This window comes from Kitasatospora sp. NE20-6, from assembly GCF_045862635.1.
The window spans coordinates 1-21,993 of record NZ_BPRL01000001.1; the positions used below are offsets into that span (position 1 = coordinate 1).

The window sequence follows — 21,993 nt, forward strand, 5'->3', positions numbered from 1 at the left end:
GCCCCCCCCCCCCCCGGGGGGGGGGCGGCGGCCCGCCGGTGCGCCGGGGCTCAGCGCTCCGCGGGGATGATGCCGGTGAGCCAGATGAAGGCCTGCGGCAGCAGGGGCTTCCACACGTCGACGGCGTGCGGGCCGGAGGTCTCCACGACGGTCACCGTGGTGGGCGGCTTCGCCGCCTGACGGAGGGCCATGCCGCTCTCGTAGCCGTCGCCCCTGTTGCCGCTGACGAAGAGCGCGGTGCGCGGGGGCTCCGCCGCGTTCCGCAGGACGTGCAGCGGGTCGGCGGTCTCGCGCAGGTGCGGGTCCTTGGCGGTCAGCGAGTCGGGTTCGGCGGCGGGGTCGTTGTAGCCGGAGAGGCTGATGCCGGCGCGGTAGCGGTCGGGGTGCGCCACGGCGAGCAGGGCGGCGCAGTGGCCGCCCGCGGAGTAGCCGGCCACCGCCCAGCGCGCGGGGGAGGGGTCGGCGCGGAAGTTGTCGAGCACCATCTGCGGGACGTCCCGGGAGAGCCAGGTGTCGGCGTTGACCCTGCCGGGCACGTCGGCGCAGCCGGTGTCGGTCGACCGGCCGAGCAGCAGGGTGCGCGGCGACACCAGGATGAACGGCGCGACCTTGCCCTCCCGCATCAGCGGCTCCAGCTGCCGGGTGACCTTGAGCGTGCCGTACCAGGTGCTGGAGGAGCCGGGGAAGCCGGGCACGAGCTCGACCACGGGGAAGCTGCGGTCGCGGTAGGCCGGGTCGTCGTACTGCGGGGGCGTCCAGACGAGCACCTCGCCGTCGACGCCGGAGACGCGGCCCTTGAGGTCGGTGCGCCGGACGTCGCCGGGCACCATCGGGTCGTCGACCTTGCGGAACTGCTGCAGCACCTTCGGCTCGGCCGCGTCGTGCCCCGGGCCGCCCGCGGGGACGGCGGGCACGGCGCGCACGTGTCCGCCGGTGCCGATCAGGTCGCCCCAGGTGCCGTAGATCAGGTTGGCGTTGTTGACCAGGACGAAGACCAGCGTCACGGCCGTCGCCTGGCAGAGCACGAGCATGGCGAGCCTGCCCAGCAGCCGCACCGGGCGCGGCCCGCGCACCCGGCCCCACAGCAGCAGGGCGGCCGCGACGGAGACCGGCACGAGCACGATCGTGATGATGAGGAAGGGTGTTCCGGTCAGTTGCATTCAGGTTCTCGTATCCGGGGTCGCAGGCCGCCCGGGCCCGGCCCGGTACGTGTTCCGATGAGATCGACAGGTGGAAACCGCGGGTCGGTTCCGTCGATCCTGAGCGGAACCTGAGAGGAACATCACGTTTCCATGAGAATCCCCCGCGCGGCCCAGCCCGGTCGGCGGTCCGGGCGAGTGAATCCCTCGAACGGGGCAGTCCGTACGGTCATCCGGATGAGGAAGGCCGGGGCCCGGCCCGGCCGCCACCGGGGGAGAGCGGCGTCCGCGGGCACCGAGGGGGCAGGATGGCGGGGAGCCGCCCCGGCGGCCGCCGAACGGCCGGCGCCCCCGCCCCCGCCGGACCCGACCCGAAGGAGCCCCCACCGCCGTGACCAGCCCCCACAGCACCCAGCGGCCGGCCGTCCTGCCCACCCTGCTCGGCCTCGGGCCGCGCAGCGCCGACCGCCGCCGGCGCTCCCTGCCGGCCGCCGTGCTGCGGCTGCCCACGATCGGCGTCGACATCGGCGGCACCAAGGTGGTGGCGGGCGTCGTCGACGGCGAGGGCCGGGTGCTGGACCGCGTCCGCACCGAGACCCCGCACCGCAGCAAGAGCCCCAAGGTCGTCGAGGACGTCATCGTCGACCTCGTGCTGCGGCTCGCCGACCGGCACGACGTGCACGCGGTCGGGGTCGGCGCGGCGGGCTGGGTGGACGCCGACCGCTCCCGGGTGCTCTTCGCCCCCCACCTCAACTGGCGCGACGAGCCGCTGCAGGAGGCGCTCAGCGAGCGGCTGCGCTTCCCCGTCGTCGTGGAGAACGACGCCAACGCGGCGGCCTGGGCGGAGTGGCGGTTCGGCGCGGGCCGCGGCGAGGACCACATGGTGATGATCACGCTGGGCACCGGCATCGGCGGCGCCGTCGTGCGCGACGGCCACGTCGACCGCGGGAAGTACGGCCTGGCGGGCGAGTTCGGCCACATGCAGGTGGTGCCGGGCGGGCACCGCTGCCCGTGCGGCAACCGCGGCTGCTGGGAGCAGTACTCCTCCGGCAACGCGCTCGTCCGGGAGGCGCGGGGGCTCGTCGCGGAGGAGTCGCCGGTCGTCCAGCAGCTGCTGGCGCGGGCCGGCGGCACCCCGGAGGGCATCACCGGCCCGCTCGTCACCGAGGCCGCCCGCGAGGGCGACGCGACCGCCGTCGAACTGCTCTACGAGATGGGCACCTGGCTGGGCGTCGGCATCGCGAACCTCGCCGCCGCCCTCGACCCGGGCCGGTTCGTCGTGGGCGGCGGCGTGTCCGAGGCCGGCGACCTGCTGATCGTCCCGGCCCGGGAGGCCTTCCGGCGCACCCTCACCGGCCGCGGCTTCCGCCCGGAGGCGGGCATCGTGCACGCCGCGCTCGGCAACGAGGCGGGCCTGGTCGGCGCCGCCGACCTGGCCCGCCAGGTCGCCCGGCGGTTCCGCACGATCAAGCGCCGCCGGGTGGAGCGGGCCGGGTCCTGACCCGGGCCCGTCGCGGGCGGTGGCCTGCATCCGGACGTCCGCCGTGAAGCGGGTGCCGGGCGTGCGGCGGGGGAAGGCGTACGGCGCGCGGGCGACCGGGTGGCCGCTGCTACCGGCGGGTAGTGGCCGGAGGCGCTGTTGTCCTGAACACCGCACCTGTGGCAGAACGGAGAACTGACGCTGCCTCAGGAGGCTTCCGCATGAGAGCTCTGGCCCGAATCGTCCCGCCGATCGCCCTCGCCACCGGCCTGATCTGCGGCACGGTCGCACCGGCCCAGGCCGCCGCCGCACCCCCGAAGACCCCGGAGGCCGTCGGCTGGGGCGGCGCCGTCGCCAGCGTCGACGCCGACGCCACCGCCGCCGGCATCGAGGTGCTGCGCCGCGGCGGCAACGCCGTCGACGCCGCGGTCGCCACCGCCGCCGCCCTCGGCGTCACCGAGCCGTACTCCTCCGGCATCGGCGGCGGCGGCTACTTCGTCGTCCACGACGCCCGCACCGGCCGCGTCTCCACCCTCGACGGCCGGGAGACCGCCTCCCGCACCGCCGACAGCACGCTCTTCCTGGATGCCGACGGCAAGCCGCTGCCCTTCGCCGACGCCGTCACCGGCGGCCTCTCCGTCGGCGTGCCCGGCACCGCCGCCACCTGGGAGAAGGCCCTCCAGCTGTGGGGCACCCGGTCGCTGGGCGAGGTGCTGCGCCCCGCCGAGCGGATCGCCGACCGGGGCTTCGAGGTCGACCAGACCTTCCGCGACCAGACCGCCGCCAACCAGGCGCGCTTCCAGGACTTCCCCGAGACCCGGCGGCTCTTCCTGCCCGGCGGGCAGCCCCCGGCCGTCGGCTCCCGGCTGCGCAACCCCGACCTCGCCGCGACCTACCGCGAGCTCGGCCGGCACGGCGCCGCCGCCCTCTACCGCGGCCCGATCGGCGCCGACATCGTCAGCACCCTGCAGCACCCGCCCGTCGACCCCGCCTCCGGGCGCACCGCCCGCCCCGGCCGCGTCGACGCCGCCGACCTCGCCGCCTACCGCGCGATCCAGCGGCAGCCCACCCACGTCTCCTACCGCGGCGACGACGTCTACAGCATCGCGCCGTCCTCCAGCGGCGGCACCACCGTCGGCGAGGCGCTCGGCATCCTCTCCCACTCCGACCTCGCCGGGCTGGACGCGACGCAGTACTACCACCGCTTCCTGGAGGCCTCCCGGATCGCCTTCGCCGACCGCAACCGCTGGGTGGGCGACCCGGCCGCGGTCGACGTGCCCACCCGGGAACTCCTCTCGCCCGCCCACGCCGCCGCCCGCGCCTGCCTGCTCGACCCGGCCCGGGCCCTGACCAGCCCGCTCGCCCCCGGCGACCCGCGCCACCCCCAGGCCTGCGGCAGCAGCGGCCCGGCCGTCACCGAGACGTACGAGGGGCCCAGCACCACCCACCTGACCGTCGCCGACCGCTGGGGCAGCGTCGTCTCCTACACCCTGACCATCGAGCAGACCGGCGGCAGCGGCATGACCGTGCCGGGCCGCGGCTTCCTGCTCAACAACGAGCTCACCGACTTCTCCTTCACCCCGGTCGTGCCGGGCGTGCCCGACCCCAACCTGCCCGGGCCCGGCAAGCGGCCGCGCTCCTCGCTGTCGCCGACCATCGTGCTGCGCGACGGCCGGCCGCTCTTCGCCGCGGGCTCGCCCGGCGGCGCCACGATCATCACCACCGTGCTCCAGGTGCTGCTCGGCCGGATCGACCGCGGCCTGACGCTGGAACAGGCCATCGCCGCGCCCCGCGCCAGCCAGCGCAACGCCGCCACGACCGCGGCCGAGGCCGGCTTCCTCGCACTGCCCGAGCGGGCCGGACTGGAGGCGCTCGGGCAGGTGCTCGCGCCCTCGGCCGAGATCGGCGCCGCCACCGGCGTGGAGCGCCTGCCGGACGGGCGCTGGCGGGCCGCGGCCGAGCCGGTCCGCCGCGGCGGCGGCTCCGCGGCCGTGGTGCGGCCCGCCGGCTGACGGACCGGCACTGTCGGTGCCGGGCGGTATGTTCGGGGTGGGCGCCCACCGGGTGCCCACCCCGTCCGTACCGTCCGTACGCCGTGTCCGCACCACCCGGGAAGGCCGCCCGCCGTGACCGTCCGCATCGCCACCTGGAACATCAACTCCGTCACCGCCCGGCTCCCCAAACTCCTCGAATGGCTGGAGAGCGCCGCCCCCGACGTGCTCTGCCTCCAGGAGCTCAAGTGCGCGGCCGACAACTTCCCGTACGAGGAGGTCCGGGCGCTCGGCTACGAGACCGCGGCGCACGGCAACGGCCGCTGGAACGGCGTCGCCGTGCTGTCGAGGATCGGCCTGGACGACGTCGTCCGCGGCCTGCCCGGGCAGCCCGGCTTCCAGGCCGACGACGCCCTGCTGCCCGACGTCGAGCCCCGCGCGATCGGTGCGACCTGCGGGCCCGTCCGCGTCTGGTCGGTGTACGTGCCCAACGGCCGCGAGGTCGGCCACGCGCACTACCGCTACAAGCTGGAGTGGCTGGAGACGCTGCGCAGCACCGTCGTGGAGGACGCGGCCGGACCGCGCCCCTTCGCCGTGCTCGGCGACTTCAACATCGCCCCCGCCGACGAGGACGTCTTCGACATCGCCGCCTTCGACGGGCTCACCCACGTCACCGGGCCCGAGCGCGCCGCCCTCACCGCCCTGCAGGGCGCCGGCCTCCAGGACGTCGTGCCCCGCCCGCTCAAGTACGACCACCCCTACACGTACTGGGACTACCGCCAGCTCGCCTTCCCGAAGAACCGCGGCATGCGGATCGACCTGACGTACGGCAACAAGGCCTTCGCCGACGCCGTCACCGACAGCTACGTCGACCGTGAGGCGCGCAAGGGCAAGGGCACCTCCGACCACGCCCCGGTCGTCGTCGACCTCGGCCTCTGACCCCGGCCGCACCGGCCCGGCGGCCGCCTCCCCGTTGCGGAGGGTGACCGTCCGGGCCCGAACGGTCCCCGAACGGGCGCGGTGCGGTGGCCGGGCGCGGGGCCGCTGCCTAGCGTCGGGCATGACTGGGTGCAGCCGACCGACCACGGGGCGACCCCGCCCCCGGACGCACCCGAGAACCTGGAGGTCCGGCATGCGCATCCCGCGTACCGCCGCCGCCGCGCTCGGCACGACCGCCCTGTTCGTCCTCGCGGCCCCGGCCGCGCAGGCGGCGCCCGCCAAGGCGCCCGAACCGGCCAAGGTCACCCCGGCACAGGCCGCCCCCGGCGAGAAGGTCACGGTGAACGTGGTCTGCCCGAGCACCACGACGAAGACCCTCACCGCCGCGTCGAAGGCGTTCACCGGCGGCGTCCTGACCCTGACGGCGGGCCCCGACGGCACCTACAGCGGCACCGTCGCCCTGCTCTCGGCCACCGAGCTCACCGTCTCCGAGACGGAGACCACCACGCCCGCGTCCTGGGGCATCGACGGCAAGTGCCCCGGCGGCGAGCCGTTCACCGGCACCGTCGCCATGAAGCCGCAGCCCGGCCGGTACGGCTCGACCGCCCCCGCGCCGCACGGCAGCGTGGAGACCGGCCTCGGCGGCTCCGTCACCGGCGCCGGCCCGCGCGAGCTGGCCACCGGCGGCGCCCTCGTCGCTGCCGGTGTCGCCGGGTTCTGGCTGCTGCGCCGCCGCAGTCCGCAGTCCTGATGCAGTGCCCCGCTCGGCGCCCCGCCCGTCAGGCCGGGGCGCCGAGCCGCGTCCCGGCGGGCTCCGCCGCGGCGTCCGCCGCCGGGCGGCCCGCCCGCACCGCGCCCCGCGCCAGCAGGTACTGCGCCACGCAGTACGTCGCCATCACCCACAGGTCCTGGCCCGGCAGCGGCGTCCAGTCGGCGAGCCGGGCCGCGATCAGGGTGTCGGAGAGCAGGAACAGCCCGCCGCCGACGCCCGTCCACAGCCCGAGGCCGGCCGACGACACCGCCGTCGACGCCAGCAGCAGGCTGTACGCCGCGACCGGCACCTGCAGTCCGCCGAGGCCCGGCCACAGCTGCGTGATCAGCACCGCCCAGGCGGTCGCGTAGCCGGCGGCGACCAGCAGGCTGCGCCGCCGGTCGCCGAACGCGCCGAGCTTCGCGAACATCGTCACGTAGCAGACGTGCGCCGCCGCGAAGGAGCCCATGCCCGCGAGGAACGCGGTGTCCCCGCCCACCTGCAGCAGCACGTCGCCGGCGGTGCTCGCCAGCAGTGCCGGCACCAGCAGCCTCGGCGCCCGCGGCGCGGCGGCCAGGGTCCACGCGGCGAGCAGCGGCATCAGCGCCGGCTTGGTGACGTGCTGCAGCACGGTGGCGCCGGCGGCGATCGCCCCCACGTGCGCCGCCGAGGCCGCCGCGAAGGCGGCGAGCAGGCCGCGGGCGGCCCGGAGCCGTCCGGTGGCGGTCATGCGGGGGTGCCCTCCGGGCTCTCGGTACGGGCGGGCTGCCAGCCCGGGCCCCTGGTCAGGTGGCGCAGCCGGTCGCCCCAGCTGCCGGCCCGGGCGACGTCCCGGGCGATCGAGGCGTACTCGTGGGTGGCGACCCGCAGCGGGTTGTGGCTCTGCAGGTTCTTCGTCAGACCGTAGACCGGCCGGGCCGTCTCCGGCGTGAACGAGCCGAACAGCCGGTCGAAGACGATGAGGATGCCGCCGAAGTTGCGGTCCAGGTAGCCGCCCTGCGAGGCGTGGTGCACCCGGTGGTGCGACGGCGTGTTGAGGACGAATTCGACCGGGCGGGGCAGCCGGTCGATCCGCTCGGTGTGGATCCAGAACTGGTAGACCAGGTTGACCGAGGAGCAGAACGCCAGCGCCGCCGGGTGCACGCCGAGCGCGATCATCGGCAGGTAGAACACCCAGGAGGTGGCGCCGGTCCACGGCTGCCGCAGCGCCGTGGAGAGGTTGTAGCGGCGGCTGGAGTGGTGCACCACGTGGCTGGCCCACAGGATCCGCACCACGTGGTGGCCGCGGTGCGACCAGTAGTAGCAGAAGTCCTGGGCGAGGAGCATGAGCGGCACCGTCCACCACAGCACCGGCACCCGCAGCGGCGTCAGCGCGTACAGCGCCGAGTAGACCGCCAGGATCGGGATCTTCCACAGCGCGTCGAACACCAGGCTGCCGAGACCCATGGTGAGGCTGGTCGCGGTGTCCTTCGCCGCGTACCCCTCCTCCTCGTCGTCGGGACGGAAGCGGTACGACACCATCTCCAGGACGGTGAGCAGCACGAAGGCGGGTATGGACCACCGCACGACGTCGGGCAGGTTCGGCATGCGAGGACGATAGGCGACGCGCGTCCCCCGCGGAAGGGGTCGGTTACCCGCGCGTAACGCGAGGTGGCCCGCGGGCCGCCCGGACGCGTCCCCTCCGGGCCGGTGCACCGTCTAGGCTGGTGCGCGAGATGGAGCAGCACGAGTACGCGACCGGGGCCGGGGAGGCGACCGGTGGCACGGTGGTCGAGCGCTTGGGCGGGGCGGGGCAGCTCACGGCCCACGCGTGCACCGACGCGTCCTCGCAGGCCGAGCTGCTCGCACGGCGCTTCGCCGACGCCGACGACCACACCGCCCACGGGCTGTTCACCGCCGTCTTCGGCCTCTACCCGGCCCGCCACCTCGGCGGCCGGCCCGCCGAACAGCACGCCCCCGCCGCCGCCACCAGCTGGTGGCACGGCCCCAGCGTGCACCGCACCCCCGCCGCGGGCCGCCCGCGCGGACTGCGCCGGGCCCGCCAGGAGGCGCCCGCCGCCCGGCTGCCCGCACCGGCCGGGCCGGGCCGCCACCGCAGGCCGGAGCGCACCCGCGGGGCCGGGCAGGGCACCGCGGCCGGCGAGCGCCGCACCGCCGCGCGGCTGCTGCTCGCCCACCCGCTCGTCACCGCGGCCGGCCCGCACGGCGCGGGCTTCCCGCTGATCCTCCGGCACGCCGACTGGCTCGCCGAGCGCTTCGCCGACCTGCTCGGCTACCCGCTCACGCTCGACCCGTCGCACGCCCGGCTGCACAAGGCGCCGCTGCCGGGCCGCACCCGTCCCGGCTTCCGTCCGGCCGGGTACGCCGCCCTCGTGCTCGCCCTCGACGCGATAGCCGACGGCCGCACCCCCGACCTCGGACGGCCCGAGGTACGGGCCCTCCTGGCGGACTGGCAGGTCGCCACCGGCCCCGCCGCCCTCGACCGCGAACTGGCCCGGGCACTCGCCCCCGGGGCCCGCCGCGCCGCCGCCGCCGGCACCGGCCCCGAGGTGGCCGTACGGCGGCTGCTCGCCGAGAACCCGGTCGTGCTCCTCGACGAGCTCGCCGCCGCGGAACGCACCTGGCTGCTGGGCCGGCTGCCCGCCGAGGCCGAGCTGTTCGCCGACTTCCTCGGGCTGGAGGCGGAGATCCGCGCCGAGGGCGTCGCCCTGCTCGACCCGGCGCACGAACTCACCGACCTCGCCCCCGGCGGCGGCCCGCTCGCCGACACCGCCCTGCTCCTCGCGGAGCGGCTCGTCGAGGAACTCCGCCCGCTGCCCGAGGACGCGGCCCCGCCGGCCGTCCTCGTCCCGGACGCGCTCATAGACGGCGCCCTCGGCGACATCACCGACGAGTACGGCCTGCCCGCCGCCCCGGACGCCGACTACCTCGCCGACCGCACCGCGCTGCGCCGCGACGCGCTCGACCTGCTGCACCGCATGCAGCTCATCGCCCCCGCGGGCCGCTGCTGGGTGCTGCGCGCCCCGGCGGCCCGCTACGCGCCGCAGGCCGAACTCCACCCCGCCCCCGGCACGGGCCGGCACTCCCGCCCGGACAGGCAGCAGCTGCCGCACCCGCGCTCCGCCTGAGCGCCGCCGGCCCCGCCGCGCGGCCTCACTCCACCGCGCGGACCCGTTCGGCGACCTCGCGGAACTCCTGGACGGTGGCGTCGTACTCGACCCGCTGGCCGTCCGCGAGGACGTGGCCGGGGGCGCCGACGATCGAGTCGTAGTAGACGGTGAGTTCCGGTCCGCCGTCGTCGGGCGTGATGGAGCCGTAGCCGTGCTCGCTGGAGAACGTCTTCACAGTGCCGGTGGCCATGGGATCGCCCCTCTGCTCCGGATGGTGCCGATGACCGCAGTATCGGACGCCCGGCGGCCGCGCACCACCCGGTCGGCTCAGCGCCCCGCGGCGGCCGCCGTTGCGGCGTGCTGCTGGTGGCGGACGGTCTCGACGGTCGCCGCCACGCCCAGGCTCCCGAGCGCCACCGACGCGGCGACGGCCGCGCAGGCCAGCCACCGGCGGTGGCGGCGGGGGAGCGGGAAGCGGAGCTGCGGTGCGGCGGTCGCGGACGGTGCGGTCATGCCGGAAAGTGTGCCGGGCCGGTGTGAAAGCCCGGCCACGGGCGGGTTAAGCCCGGGCGGGTGCCGGGCGTCGATCCGCCGCGCCGCAGGTCAGGTGCGGTGGCGGCGGGCCTGCCGGCGGATCAGGCGGCCTCGTACGGGGTGAGCACGAGCCGCACCACGTCCTCCAGGCGCCGCCGCGCGTCGTCGAGGGTGGTGCGGCCGGTGACCCACGCGGTCAGCTCGCCCTGCCAGGCGTGTCCGACGATGTGGCGCACCACGTCGCCGTCGTGGGCCGGCACCTCCACCATCACGGCGCGCAGGGCGACGCCGTCCGCCCGGGCCATGGACTGCAGGGCCTCGCTGGCGAACGGGTCGGTGGAGGCCGCCACGGCGACCCGCAGCCGGGCGAGTTCGGGCTGCCGCTGGTAGGCGCGCATGCCGTGCCGGACGAAGCGCACCATCCGCTCGCTGGCCGACGGGCCGGCCCGGCGGACGGTCTCGGCCACCAGGTCCGTCAGCAGGGAGCGGTGCCACTCGGCGATGGCCGCGGCCAGCAGGTGGTCCTTGGAGGAGAAATAGCGGTAGGTCGTCCCGAGGGCGACCCCGGAGCGCTCGGACACCTGGCGCATCTGCAGCCGCTCGACACCGATCTCCGTCACCAGGGAGAGGGCGGCCGCGATCAGATTCCCGCGCCGTTCGAGCTGACGGGGCGACATCGCCTCCACCGGACGTGGTGACAGGTCAACCTTGGTCACCCTCACCATGATAGGGGCCGGGGTGCCGCGGGGGTACGACGCGATCGGTCACGGACGGGTCGCGGGCCGCTCCCGCAGCAGCGTCTCCTGCACCGCGGACGCCACCAGGTGCCCGGCCCGGTCGTAGAACTCGCCGAGGGCCAGCCCGCGGCCGTCCGAGGCGGACGGGCTGCGCTGCGCGAAGAGCAGCCACTCGTCGGCCCGGAACGGGCGGTGGAACCACATCGCGTGGTCGAGGGAGGCCAGCATCGTCCGGCGCGGCTCCCTGCGGCCGAACCGGTGCGGCTCCAGGTGCAGCGCGGTGGTCGAGGCCAGCGTCAGGTCCGAGAGGTACGTCAGCGCGCACACCTGCAGCAGCGGGTCGTCGACCGGCAGCGGTGTGCCGGATCTCAGCCAGACGAACTGCTGCGGCACGCCCGGCAGTTCCGGCGGCATGCCGGGCGCCCCGGCGGGCAGGAAGCGCATCTCCAGCGCACGGAAGCCGGTGGACTTCGCGAAGTCCTCCGGGTTGGCCTCGCGCCAGGCGACGAACGGGTCCGGCAGTTCCTCGGGCCCGGGCACCGGTGGCATCGTCCGCTGGCGCTCGGTGGACGCCTCCGGCCGCTTGAACGACGCGGACAGCGTGAAGATCGCCTCGCCGCGCTGAACGGCCGTCACCCGCCGGGTCGCGTACGAGAGGCCGTCGCGCACCCGGTCGACCTGGTAGACGATCGGCCGGGTCGGGTCGCCGGGGCGCAGGAAGTAGCCGTGCAGCGAGTGCACGGCGCGCTCCGCGCCGATCGTCCGCCCGGCCGCGGTGAGCGCCTGCGCGGCGACCTGCCCGCCGAAGGCGCGCATCGGCGCCCCGGCATGGCAGCTCCCGCGGAACAGGTTCTCGTCCAGCTCCTCGATGCGCAGCAGGTCGGCGAACGGGGCGATCTGGTCGTCCCCCGATCCCTCCAGGTCCATGGCTTCCGTCACGGGCCCATACTGGCAGATCGCGGCCCGCGGGGATGTGACGCGGGTTACCCGCGGGGCGGATTCCACGGTGGAACGCGTTGCAGAAATTCTCCCGGTGTCAGTGCCCGCCCCTAGCGTCCACGGCATGACGCAAGCCGTACAGACGTACGCCTACCTGCGGTCCTCCGCCGTGCACGAGACCCCCGGCGGACGCCGCCTCGCCCTGGAGACCTCCGGCGGCACCGGCCCGCTCGGGGCCACCGCCCACCCGCGCTTCTTCGCCGGGTTCCTCACCTCGCCGCAGGCCGCCGCGGCCGCCCTGCTCGCGGTCGCCGACGTCGCCGGCGCCCGTTACCACCAGCCCCGGCAGCGCGCCTCCCTCGACCCGGTGGTCACCGCCGGCGGCGACCGGCTGCGCTTCGAGTCGTTCTCCGGCTGCTGCGGCGTCCACGCCCGCCTCGACGTCCTCGCCGACGGCCTCGACGGCGACGAGACCGGCCACGGCACCACCAACGTCGACGTCAACCACCCGCTCCGCGAAGGCCTGAGCCGCGTCGGCACCGGCGACCCGCTGCACCTGGCCGTCGGCCCCGACGCGCTGGAGGTCACCACGTCCGAAGGCCCGCTGACCGAGAAGAAGGTGCCGCTGCCCGACCGCTGGCTGAGGGGCTTCGCCGAGACCCAGGTGCTCGCCGCCGGCTTCGACCTGCGCGCCGAGCTGCCCGCCGCCGAGGCCGTCCGCTTCCTGCGCACCCTGCCCCGCGGAGGCGGCCGCACCTCCACCGTCGGCTGGGTCGTGCCCGCCGGCCGCACGCTGCGCCCCACCAGCCGCCCGGCACCCGGCGCGGTCTGCCTGCCCGGCCCCGAACGGCTGGGCGCCCTGCAGCGGGTGCTGCGGCACGCCCTCGCCCTGCGGGTGTACGGGCCGGCCCGGCCGACCGCACCGACCGCGTCCGCCTGGGAGGTCGTCCTGCCCGGCATGCGCCTCACCCTGACCCTCTCGCCGGACACCGCACGCGGCTTCTCCGGAGAGGGCGGCGTGCTCACCGCGCTCGCCGCCGAGGGCTCGGCGGAGGACGCCGACCTCGTCGCCACGCTGCTCGCCTGGGAGCCCCGGATCGACCCCGCCGAACTCGCCGAGCAGTCCGGCCTGCCCGTCGGCCGGGTGCGCGCCGCGCTCACCCGCCTCGGCACCGCCGGGCAGATCGGCTACGACCCCGCCGAGGCCGCGTACTTCCACCGCAGCCTGCCCTACGCCGCGGGCCGCGCCGAGGCGCACAACCCGCGCCTGCAGGCCGCCCGGGCCCTGGCGGCGGCGGGAGCCGTACGGCTGGAGGACGGCCTCGCGACCGTGACCGTCGACGACCACGTGCAGCGCGTGCGCACGGGCACGGGCGGCGAACTCGGCTGCACGTGCCTGTGGTGGGCGAAGTACCGGGGCGGGCGCGGGCCGTGCAAGCACGTGCTCGCGGTCGGCCTGGTCCGCGCCGGGCAGGCCGGGGGTGCGCGGTGAGCCTGACCGACCTCGTCCGCCGCGGCGACACCGCGGGGGTCGCCCTCACCCTGGCGGGCTTCACGCCGGACCTGCGCCGCGCCGGGATCCCCGCGCTGCGCGAGCTCCGCAAGGAGTTCCGTGCCGCCTGGAGCGGCTCCGCCGACGCCTGGACGGCACTGCTGATAGCCGGCGCGGGCTGCCACACCGCGCCGTCCGCCGCCGCGGAGTGGCTCGGCAGCCCGGCCTTCGAGGACCGCGCCGGGTGGCGCAACCCGCTGCTCGTCGCGGTCGTCGACGCGCAGCCGGCCGCCTGGCGCGAGGAGGTCGTCGCCCGGCTCGCCGTCCGGCGGGCCCCGGGCTGGGGCTGGTCCGAGCACTTCCCGCTGCTGGAACACCTCGTGCACACCACCGGCTGCCCGGTGCCGACGGGGGACTCCTTCGTCATCCAGTGGATGCGCGAGCGCGCACGGCCCGAGCGGTGGGCCCACGCCCTCGACACCCTGCCGCCCGGCCGCGACCTGCACGCCCGGCTGGCGGCCGACCCGTTCACCCCGGTGCTCGCCCCGCGGCTGTTCGAGGTCGACGACGCCGCCGCCGAACTGGAGGGCCCGTGGGTCGCGCGGGACGACACGGAGCGCTGGCCGTCGGTGCTCGCCCGGCTCGCCGCCGACGGCGTCCTCGACCGCGCCGACCTGGTCGACCGCTGCCTGGCGCGCCTGCTGCGCGGCGGCCGCCCGGCCGAGCAGCGGGCCTTCCTGGCGGTGCTGAAGGCGCTGGCGCCCACCGGGGACGAGTACGCCGCGCACGTCCGCACCCTGCTCGGCATGCTCGACGGGGTGTCCACCGCCGCCGGCCACGCGCAGGAGGTGCTGGCCGCCCTCGACGCCGCCGGGCGGCTGGACGCCGAGGTGGCGGCCGAGGCCTCCCGCACGGTGCTGTTCCGCCCGGAGAAGAAGCTCGTCCGCGCCCAGCTGGCCTGGCTCGCCCGGGCCGCCCGCACCGCCCCCGACCGGGCCGGGCCGGCGGTGCTGGCGGCCGCGGGCGCCTTCGGCCACCCCGACCGGGCGCTGCAGGAGGCCGCGCTGAAGGTGGTCGCCCGTCATCTGCCCGCCGCCGGCCCCGGGGTGCTCGCCGAGCTGCGCGCCGCGGCCGAGCAGCTCGACCCGGCCCACCACCGGCGGGCCGCCGAGCTGTTCGGGGCGGAGGTGCGGGTGGAGGTGTACACCGAGCGGCTGCCCGCCGTGCCCCGTCCGCGGCCCGTGCCGCCGCCCGTCGCCGGTGCCGCGGAACTCGCCGAGGAGCTGGCCGCGGTGCTCGCCGGCGACACCGACCCGGTCGTGTGGGAGCGCGCGTTCGACGGCCTCGTCCGCCACGCGTGGCTCGACCGTGCCGTGCTCGCGGAGGCGCTGGAGCCGGTGCTCCGGCTCGGCACCCGTCAGGACCTCGGCCTGGTCGCCGAGGCCGCCGCCGGGCGGACGACGGCCGACAAGGCCGCCGAGCTGGCGCGCGCCCGGCACCACGGCCCGCTGCGGTTCAACTGGACGACCTCGTTCGACGCCCAGATCGCCGCCCGGCTGGAGGAGGCCGTGCTGCGGCTCGTCCTGCGGCCGGTGCCGTACCTGCTCGCCACCCCGACCCTCTCCACCGGCGCGATCGATGCCGGGGTGCTCGTCGAACGGCTCGCCGGCTACGAGCGGGAGGGTGTCGACGCGGGCCCGGTCGACCTCGGGCAGGCGCTGCTGCGGGTGACGCCCACCGCCGACCCGGCCGTGCTCGCCGCCGCCGGACGGCTCCGCTCGGAGCCCGGCGGGCGGCTGGCCGACTGGCTGCGGAGCGGCGGCCTGCCGCACCAGGAGTCCGTCCTCCTCATGCCGTCGTCGGGCCGCGGGCCGACCGGTCGGCGGCGGTCGCCGAACCGGCGCCTGGTGGAACAGTCCGGTGCCGTCGTCGACGCCGTCCTGCCGCCCGACGCCGAGCGGCTCGTCGGTCCAGTCCACGCGCAGCTGTCGCTGCGCGGGACGTGGTGGACCCCGCCGGCCCTGCCGCGGTGGGCGGCGATCATGCCGGGCCACCGCGAGGAGACGGCCGCGCGCCTGCTGGAGCGCTTCGCCGGCGGCGCCGACCTGGACGAGCGCGGTGCCGCGCCGCTGCTGCCGCTCCTCGCCGAGGCGGACGGGCCCGCCGGGCTCGCCCTGCACCTCGCGGTCGGCTACGGGCTGGGCGCCCGTCACCGGGAGGACCGCACCGCCGCGGTCGACGCGCTGCTGGTGCTGGCGGCCCGCGGCGACCTCGACACCGCGCTGCTCGGCCGCGAGGCGGGGGAGCTCGTACGGCTCGGCGCGGTCAAGCCGAACCGCCTGGCGGACGCGCTCCGCTCGGCGGCGGACACCGGCGCGTACGGCACGGTCTGGTCGGTGCTGGCGGCGGCGCTGCCGCCGGTGCTGGCGGAGGCCCCGCCGCGCGGGGCGGGCGAGCTGGTCGCGGTCGCCGCGGACTGCGCGCGGCGGGTCGGCGCCCGGGGGCCGATCCCCGCGGTGACGGCGTTCGCCGGACGCGGCGGAGGCTCGCAGGCCGTCCGTGAGGCGGCTGCCCTGCGGGAGGTGCTGGCGGGCTGACGGGGTGCCGGGCTGACGGGGCGGCGGGGTGCGGGGGGCAGGAGTTCAGGAACGGTCGTTCTTGACCGATCGTTCCTGAACTCGCTACGGTACGGCGCATGGGAAGACCACGCGCCTTCGACGAGGACGAGGCCGTCGCGGCCGCAGCCCGGCTCTTCGCCGCCCGCGGCTTCGAGGGCACCTCCGTGGACGACCTGGTCGGCGCCCTCGGCGTCCACCGGGGCAGCCTCTACAAGGTGTTCGGCAGCAAGCGCGGCCTCTACCTCGCCGCGCTCCGCCGCCACCTCGACCGCGACGTCCTGCCGCTCACCGCGGCCATCGGCACGGCCGCCGGACTGCCGGCCGGCCTCGCGCAGGCCGCCGCGGCCTACGACAGCGGCCCGGCCGCGGGCCTGCTGCTGCTCGCCGCGGCGGAGCGGGCCGCCGAGGACCCGGAGACCGCCGCGCTGGTCGAGGAGGGCTTCGCCGCCCTCGAATCCGCGATCCGCGCGGTCCTCGGCCCGGCCGGGCCGCCGGTGCTGGCCGAGGCACTCGCCGCGACCGTGCTGGGAGTCCGGCTGCGCAGCCGCGCCACCGGTGACCGTCCGGCCGCCGGGGCCGTGCTCGCGCTGGCCGACCGGCTCGCCCCCTGAACGGCCCGTCGCACCCCACCCGCACCCGCACCGCACCCCACCACCCGAGGAGTCATCAGATGGCACAGCTGTCCGTCGTGGGCGACCGCCTGGTCGTCGAGGTCGAGGGCCTCGACCGGCTCTGGGCCCTGAGGAGCAGGCTGGAGATCCCGCTGGCGCACGTCCGCGGCGCCACGGCCGACCCCGGCATCGTCCGCGAGTCCAAGGGCATCCGGGTCGGCGGCACGCACGTGCCGGGCGTCATCACCGCGGGCACCTTCCGCTCCGGCGGCGAGTGGATCTTCTGGGACGTCAAGGACCCGGCCGGAGCGGTCGTCATCGAACTCGCCGACGAGCGCTACCGCCGGCTCGTCGTGGAGGTCGCGGACCCGCGGGCCGCGGTGGCCCTGGTCGAGGCCGCCCGGCGCGCCGCACCCACGGCCTGACCGGCCGTCCGGCCGGGCTCCCGCCCGCGGCCGGCCGTACGGGCCCGGCGCCGCCTGGCACCGGGCCTCACACGGTGATGCCGTCGCCGTCCACGGCCGCGGCCCGTCCGGTGCCCGCCGCCGCGGCGGGACCGGCGGCCGGGGCGTCCGGCACCAGCAGGTCCGCGCCGTCCCGCGGCACCGCGGCGGCCGCCCGCCACCACAGGGCCGGCGCCGGCGGGTCGGCCGGCTCGAACGGCGCGCCCGGACGCGGCACCGCGAACCGGGCACCGAGCGCCTGAGCGGCCGCCACCGTCCGTTCCGCCGGCTCCTCCCACGGGTGCAGCGCCAGGTCGAAGGTGCACCAGTGGATCGGCAGCAGCAGGTCGCCGCCGAGGTCCAGGTGCGCCCGGACACCCTCCTCCGGCGTCATGTGCACCTCGGGCCAGAGGTCGCTGTACGCGCCGATCTGCACCATCGTCGCGTCGAACGGCCCCAGCCGGCCGCCGATCTCCGCGAACCCCGGGAAGTAGCCCGTGTCGCCGCTGTGGAACACCCGGTGCTCCGGGCCCGCCACCACCCACGACGCCCACAGCGCGTACGGGTGGGTGCGCGGGCCGCGGCTGCAGTAGTGCCGCGCGGGCGTCGCCGTCAGGGTCAGCCCGGCGACCTCCGCCGACTCCCACCAGTCCAGCTCGACGATCCGCTGCACCGGCACCCCCCAGTGCTCCAGGTGGGCGCCGACGCCGAGCGGCACCGCGAAGGCCGTCCCGGTCGCGGCCAGCGCCTGCACGGTGGGCATGTCGAGGTGGTCGTAGTGGTCGTGCGAGACCACCACCACGTCGACCGGGCCGAGTTCGGCCAGCGCGATCGGCATCGGGTGCAGCCGCTTCGGGCCGGTCCACGAGAACGGCGAGCAGCGCTCGCTCCAGACCGGGTCGAACAGCACCCGGCGGCCGTCGAGCTCGGCGAGCACGGTCGCGTGGCAGAGCCAGGTCAGCCGCAGCCCCGAGGCGGGCGGCTCCGCCAGCTCGATCGGGCGCAGCGGGTGCAGCGGCACGGGCGCGGCCGGCACCCGGCGGGCGCGGCCGGCGGAGAACCGCGCCCGGCTGAAGGAGAAGGGGGTGCAGCCCGCGGCGAGCCGCCGGGTCGGCACCGGGTTGCGGAAGGCGCCGTCGCGGAACTGCGGAGAACGCTCGATCCGGGCCAGCCGCTCCCCGGCCGGGTCGGCGCCGAACGCCTCGGTGCGCAGGTGGTGCCAGGTGCGGCGCGGCAGCCGGCCGATACGGCCGCCGTCGGTGACGGCGGTGCCCAGGCGTGCGGTGAGGCCGGCTGCGCGGGAGATCCACGGAACGGAGCTGGGCACGGCACCTCCACGGTCGGGACATCCGTACGGCGGTGGCCGTCCGGCGTCCGCGGTCGCGAAGGCCGGCAGGCCGGACGCGTACGGGAACGGCACGGTGGCCCCGCTGCCGTACGACGACCGTCGCACCGGACATTACCGCTCCCGGCCCGTGCGGGCCCGGCCGAAACCTGGCCGCGCGGGCCGTTCGGCGGACCCCTGGCCCGGGCCGCCCGCGACACGCAGGGCGGCCGGGTCGGACCGGTGGGTCAGGCCGCGTAGAAGCGGGTGATCGTCTCCGCGACGCAGTGCGGCTTGGCGCTCTCCTCGCTGGAGATGGTGAACCGCACGAGGGCCTGCAGGCCGCCGGGCACCTCGTCCGCGGAGACCAGCTCGGCCGTCGCCCGCACCGCGGTGCCGACCGGCACCGGCGCCGGGAAGCGGACCTTCTCCGAGCCGTAGTTCAGGGCCATCGCGATGCCCTCCACCGCGTAGCACTCCTTGGCCAGCACCGGGATCAGCGACAGCGTCAGGTAGCCGTGCGCGATCGTCGTGCCGAACGGGCTGTCCTTCGCACGCTCCGGGTCGACGTGGATCCACTGGTGGTCGCCGGTGGCCTCCGCGAAGAGGTTCACCTGCTCCTGGGTGATGGTGTGCCACGCGCTGGTGCCGAGCTCGGAGCCGACCGCGGCGGTCAGGTCGGCGAGGGTTGCGAACGTCGTCAAGGTGCGCTCCAGGTGGGGGTCGAGGGCTGTCGTCCCCGGCCGGACGCACCCGGCGGGGACAGTCGCAGAGTATGCCTACCCGTCGGTCACTTGTCAGCGGGTGACCGCCCCGCGGACGGCCCCAGCCGCCGCCCGCCGACCAGTTCCGGCGTCAGCGCCACCCCCGCCCGGCACACCCCGGCACCCCGTGCGCCGGCCGCCGCCGGGGGCTCCCGCAGCACGTCCGCCCGCCCGTGCACCAGCACGCTCCAGCCGGTCCGCGTCACCGGGTCGACCAGGTCGGCCTGGAACGCGGCGACCGTGCCGTCGAGCGCCCGGGCCGCCGCACAGCCCGCCTGCAGCGCCAGCAGCAGCCGCCCGTCGGGCGCCACCTCGAACGCCACCGGCAGCACCGCCGGCAGTGCGCGCTCCGTGTACACCACCCGCCCCACGGGCACGGTGGCGAGCAGGCGGCGGCACTCGTCCTCACCGAGCTGCGCCGCGGGGTCGTCGTACTCCATAGCACGATGGTCGAGCGGTCCGGCGGAGGCCGGTAGGGCCGATGGTCCCCCTCGGTGACGGCGTACGGCGGTAGTTTGTGGCCGGAAGCGGTGGATGCTGGAGGGGGATGGTGCAGGGTGGGCAGCGGCATCGAACTGGTCGTGATCGGTGCGGACGGCGGACCGGACCGCACCTACACCGGCTCGGCCCAGGCCGCGGCCGGCGCCCGGGCCCTCGCCGAGGCCCTCCCCGGCCGCGCGTTCGACGCCGGACCGAACGGCTGCCGGCTCACCCTCCTCGACCCCGCCGCCGACGCCAACGCCATGCTCACCGCCCTGCGGGCCGCCGCGGCCCGGCCCGCCCGCTGGCTGGTCGTCTGCCTCCTCGGCCAGCTCGCCGTCGACCCGCGCGGCCGCCGCCTCGCCCTCGTCACCGCCGGCTCCACCCCCGACAACGCCTACCGGCGCGGCCTCGCCTGGGACTGGGTCGTCAGCGCCATGGTGCACGGCGGCCAGGAGGAGACCCTCCTGATGGTCGACGCCGTCGCCGACCGCGACACCTGGTCGGCGCTGGTCCGCGAGGACGCCGCCAACGAACTGCTCGCCCACTCCCGGGTGCCGCTCTGGGGCCGGATCGGCCGCCACCAGACCGGCAGACGCGGCCGCGACGCCGTCCGGCCCGGCGGGGAAGGATCGTTCAGCCGCCTCCTCGGGCAGGTGCTCGACCAGGGCCTGCCCGGCGGCCCCGCCGCGATCGGCCCGCAGGAACTCCAGCCCGTGCTCGACGTCGAACTCGCCCGCCACGACGGGGGCGCCGCGGCCGCCGGACAGGCGGTCACGCTGATGCCGTGGGACGGGGGGAGACTCCTGATGCGCAATCGCGCCGCCGTGCGGGGCGCATTGGCCGGATTGTCGCTTTCTGAAGAACTGTTGGCCGTTCTGTGGCGGGAAAACGCCCCGACGGATCCGCCCAACGCGTAAGGTCGGACCGCCCCGGGGTGTTGCCGTGTCAGGCGGGCAGGCGAAGAATCGACGCCTCCCCCGCAACACCGGGGGGCGGCGGACAACTTCTGCGACCATGGCCACGGACGGGGTCGGGCGCGATGGGGTGGGGCGATTGCGGAAGCGCGGAAATCTCTTGCGCCCTGGGGCGGTTGGGGTCGGTGGGGCGGCACTTCTGGTGCTGCTGAGTGCGTGCGCGAGCACCGGATCGGCCGGCTCCGCGGATCGTCTGGGTACGCCTGGGGCGGGAGTTACGGGCGGGACCGCCATCACACCTTCGAGTGGTTCCGGCGGCGGCGCCGCTGCGCCCACGGAAGGGGCCGAAGGCGCGGTCGGGCGACTGGTCCTGAGCACCTATCAGTCCTGGTGGGACGCCCAGGTCGAGGCCTTCGGGAGGCCGGATTCGGACGGCTCCCAACTGCGCGCCTACTCCACCGGACAAGCACTGAGCGAGGCGCTCGCCAGCCTTCACCAGCTGCACGACGCAAAGCTGGTGATGACCGGCGCTCCGCGGAACTCGGCAACGGTGAAGACGCTGGATCCGCAGAACGCGGTCGTGGAGGATTGCCTCGACGTGGCCGATTGGCACCAGGCCGACGCGACGACCCGGACGCTAAAGGACCCCGAACAGCGGTTCACCCGCTATGTGGCAACGGTTTCGCTGCGGAGGAACGACAGTCGCTGGATGATCGTGGACTTCAAGCGCGAGGTGGGCCGGACATGTTGAAGGCTTTCATTCGTACTCTCCTGCTCCTGGCATTGCTCCTCGCGCCGGCATCCCCCGCCGCCGCGAACGGCCCCGACGGCGGCGTCAATCCCTGCGCGGTCCGTGATATCTGCATCATCGTCACCGAGCCCGGCGGCACCGCCGATCCCGGGGGCGGGAGCGGCGGCACCTCGGGCGGGTCGGACGGCGGCGTGCAGATGTGCGCCTGGAACGGCCAGCAGTGGCCGTGCTGGGACGACGACCTCGGGTGGTTCTCCACCGCGAACGGCTGCTACTACCACCGCTCCGACCCGCAGCCGCCCGCCGGCGACCCCTCCTGGGAGGGGCACGACCCCGCCGACGGCGCGGTCTACGAGGTGAACTGCCGTCAGACCGGCGACACCCTGACGCCGCTGCCGCCGCAGTTCTTCGCGCAGCCGCCCGGCGGTCCGCCGCCGCCGGACCGCCCGTACGACCTCGGCATGAAGGCGCTCGGGATGATCCACTTCGATGCGCCCGAGCTGCACGCGGCCCCGGCCGGGACGGCCGTCGTCGGGGTGCCGGTCTGGCTCTGGTACGCGAAGAGCAAGACCTCCTCCGGCCCGCAGAGCGCGACCGCGCAGGGCCGCACCATGCACGTCACCGCCACCGCCGTACTGCGCACCGTGCACTGGGACACCGGCGACGGCTCGCCCGGCGCCGACTGCGCCGGGCCCGGCACGCCGTACGTGCCCGGCACCGGTGCGGACGTGCAGCCGCCGTGCGGCCACACCTACCGCAGCACCTCGGCGGGCGCGCAGGACCAGACCCTCTACCTCACCGCCCGGGCGGTGTGGCGGGTGGTGGCCGTGCGGTCGGACACCGGCGCGCAGGTGTTCGCCGTCGACTACGCGGTGACGACCGACGTGCCGCTGCCGCTCAAGGTCGCCGAGGTGCAGGCGCTCAACTGACCGCCCGCGCACCGCCGTACGACCCCGCAGACCATTTGCTCCGG

General features: G+C 76.3%; 22 protein-coding genes. 12 read left to right on the forward strand and 10 right to left on the reverse strand.

Features of this window, described 5'->3' with window-relative positions:
• Positions 1-50: 50 nt before the first annotated feature.
• A complete protein-coding gene (locus SNE206_RS00005; RefSeq protein ID WP_407911199.1) occupies positions 51-1,160 on the reverse strand; it encodes an alpha/beta hydrolase in 1,110 nt (369 codons plus the stop codon).
• Between the two features lie 370 nt (positions 1,161-1,530).
• Here SNE206_RS00005 and SNE206_RS00010 point away from each other — a divergent pair, with 370 nt between their 5' ends.
• The 4 genes from SNE206_RS00010 (at position 1,531) to SNE206_RS00025 (ending at position 6,300) form a co-directional block, all read left to right on the forward strand.
• The gene (locus tag SNE206_RS00010) at positions 1,531-2,640 is read left to right on the forward strand and encodes an ROK family glucokinase (protein ID WP_407911200.1); all 1,110 of its coding nucleotides are present in this window, start codon (positions 1,531-1,533) and stop codon (positions 2,638-2,640) included.
• A 200-nt stretch (positions 2,641-2,840) separates the two neighbouring features.
• A complete protein-coding gene (ggt, locus tag SNE206_RS00015) occupies positions 2,841-4,631 on the forward strand; it encodes a gamma-glutamyltransferase (RefSeq protein ID WP_407911201.1) in 1,791 nt (596 codons plus the stop codon).
• Between the two features lie 114 nt (positions 4,632-4,745).
• On the forward strand, positions 4,746-5,549 hold the full coding sequence (locus tag SNE206_RS00020) for an exodeoxyribonuclease III (RefSeq protein WP_407911202.1): 804 nt from the start codon (positions 4,746-4,748) through the stop codon (positions 5,547-5,549).
• Positions 5,550-5,742: 193 nt separating this feature from the next.
• Entirely contained in the window at positions 5,743-6,300 is a 558-nt protein-coding gene (locus SNE206_RS00025) for a hypothetical protein (protein WP_407911203.1), read from the forward strand.
• 28 nt (positions 6,301-6,328) lie between these two features.
• Here the strand turns inward: SNE206_RS00025 and SNE206_RS00030 are convergent, their stop codons facing one another.
• Both SNE206_RS00030 and SNE206_RS00035 read right to left on the reverse strand, forming a co-directional pair.
• Positions 6,329-7,030 carry a lysoplasmalogenase gene (locus SNE206_RS00030; RefSeq protein ID WP_407911204.1) on the reverse strand — a complete coding sequence of 234 codons (702 nt, stop codon included), beginning with the start codon at positions 7,028-7,030 and terminating at the stop codon, positions 6,329-6,331.
• Positions 7,027-7,887, reverse strand: a complete 861-nt coding sequence (locus SNE206_RS00035) for a sterol desaturase family protein (protein ID WP_407911205.1) — start codon at positions 7,885-7,887, stop codon at positions 7,027-7,029. The genes SNE206_RS00030 and SNE206_RS00035 overlap by 4 nt, the downstream gene beginning before the upstream one ends.
• A 128-nt stretch (positions 7,888-8,015) precedes the next feature.
• Between SNE206_RS00035 and SNE206_RS00040 the strand changes: the two genes are divergently transcribed.
• Positions 8,016-9,428 carry a DUF2398 family protein gene (locus SNE206_RS00040; RefSeq protein ID WP_407911206.1) on the forward strand — a complete coding sequence of 471 codons (1,413 nt, stop codon included), beginning with the start codon at positions 8,016-8,018 and terminating at the stop codon, positions 9,426-9,428.
• A gap of 25 nt (positions 9,429-9,453) precedes the next feature.
• Here the strand turns inward: SNE206_RS00040 and SNE206_RS00045 are convergent, their stop codons facing one another.
• From SNE206_RS00045 to SNE206_RS00060, 4 genes are all read right to left on the reverse strand, one after another.
• The gene (locus tag SNE206_RS00045; RefSeq protein WP_407911207.1) at positions 9,454-9,660 is read right to left on the reverse strand and encodes a cold-shock protein; all 207 of its coding nucleotides are present in this window, start codon (positions 9,658-9,660) and stop codon (positions 9,454-9,456) included.
• Positions 9,661-9,737: 77 nt separating this feature from the next.
• Positions 9,738-9,923 (reverse strand): hypothetical protein, encoded by a 186-nt coding sequence (locus tag SNE206_RS00050; protein WP_407911208.1) that lies wholly within the window; start codon positions 9,921-9,923, stop codon positions 9,738-9,740.
• A 122-nt stretch (positions 9,924-10,045) separates the two neighbouring features.
• Positions 10,046-10,660, reverse strand: a complete 615-nt coding sequence (locus tag SNE206_RS00055; RefSeq protein ID WP_407911209.1) for a TetR family transcriptional regulator — start codon at positions 10,658-10,660, stop codon at positions 10,046-10,048.
• 48 nt (positions 10,661-10,708) lie between these two features.
• The gene (locus SNE206_RS00060; protein ID WP_407911210.1) at positions 10,709-11,620 is read right to left on the reverse strand and encodes an acyl-CoA thioesterase; all 912 of its coding nucleotides are present in this window, start codon (positions 11,618-11,620) and stop codon (positions 10,709-10,711) included.
• Positions 11,621-11,744: 124 nt separating this feature from the next.
• Between SNE206_RS00060 and SNE206_RS00065 the strand changes: the two genes are divergently transcribed.
• The 4 genes from SNE206_RS00065 (at position 11,745) to SNE206_RS00080 (ending at position 16,766) form a co-directional block, all read left to right on the forward strand.
• Complete coding sequence (locus SNE206_RS00065) at positions 11,745-13,112, forward strand: SWIM zinc finger family protein (RefSeq protein WP_407911211.1); 1,368 nt, start codon at positions 11,745-11,747, stop codon at positions 13,110-13,112.
• Positions 13,109-15,709, forward strand: a complete 2,601-nt coding sequence (locus SNE206_RS00070; protein ID WP_407911212.1) for a DUF6493 family protein — start codon at positions 13,109-13,111, stop codon at positions 15,707-15,709. Before SNE206_RS00065 ends, SNE206_RS00070 begins: the two co-directional genes overlap by 4 nt.
• 98 nt (positions 15,710-15,807) lie before the next feature.
• Positions 15,808-16,341: a TetR/AcrR family transcriptional regulator gene (locus tag SNE206_RS00075; RefSeq protein WP_407911213.1), complete on the forward strand. Its 534-nt coding sequence runs from the start codon at positions 15,808-15,810 to the stop codon at positions 16,339-16,341.
• A 59-nt stretch (positions 16,342-16,400) separates the two neighbouring features.
• Entirely contained in the window at positions 16,401-16,766 is a 366-nt protein-coding gene (locus tag SNE206_RS00080; protein WP_405010641.1) for a hypothetical protein, read from the forward strand.
• 67 nt (positions 16,767-16,833) lie between these two features.
• Here SNE206_RS00080 and SNE206_RS00085 read toward each other — a convergent pair whose 3' ends face one another.
• The 3 genes from SNE206_RS00085 to SNE206_RS00095 form a co-directional block, all read right to left on the reverse strand.
• Positions 16,834-18,030: an MBL fold metallo-hydrolase gene (locus tag SNE206_RS00085; protein WP_407911309.1), complete on the reverse strand. Its 1,197-nt coding sequence runs from the start codon at positions 18,028-18,030 to the stop codon at positions 16,834-16,836.
• Positions 18,031-18,356: 326 nt separating this feature from the next.
• Positions 18,357-18,812 (reverse strand): MaoC family dehydratase, encoded by a 456-nt coding sequence (locus tag SNE206_RS00090; RefSeq protein WP_407911214.1) that lies wholly within the window; start codon positions 18,810-18,812, stop codon positions 18,357-18,359.
• An 86-nt stretch (positions 18,813-18,898) separates the two neighbouring features.
• On the reverse strand, positions 18,899-19,312 hold the full coding sequence (locus SNE206_RS00095; protein WP_407911215.1) for a pyridoxamine 5'-phosphate oxidase family protein: 414 nt from the start codon (positions 19,310-19,312) through the stop codon (positions 18,899-18,901).
• A 117-nt stretch (positions 19,313-19,429) separates the two neighbouring features.
• Between SNE206_RS00095 and SNE206_RS00100 the strand changes: the two genes are divergently transcribed.
• From SNE206_RS00100 to SNE206_RS00110, 3 genes are all read left to right on the forward strand, one after another.
• Complete coding sequence (locus SNE206_RS00100) at positions 19,430-20,272, forward strand: hypothetical protein (RefSeq protein ID WP_407911216.1); 843 nt, start codon at positions 19,430-19,432, stop codon at positions 20,270-20,272.
• 199 nt (positions 20,273-20,471) lie between these two features.
• Positions 20,472-21,020: a hypothetical protein gene (locus tag SNE206_RS00105; RefSeq protein ID WP_407911217.1), complete on the forward strand. Its 549-nt coding sequence runs from the start codon at positions 20,472-20,474 to the stop codon at positions 21,018-21,020.
• Positions 21,014-21,949, forward strand: a complete 936-nt coding sequence (locus SNE206_RS00110) for a hypothetical protein (RefSeq protein ID WP_407911218.1) — start codon at positions 21,014-21,016, stop codon at positions 21,947-21,949. Before SNE206_RS00105 ends, SNE206_RS00110 begins: the two co-directional genes overlap by 7 nt.
• Positions 21,950-21,993: the final 44 nt, after the last annotated feature.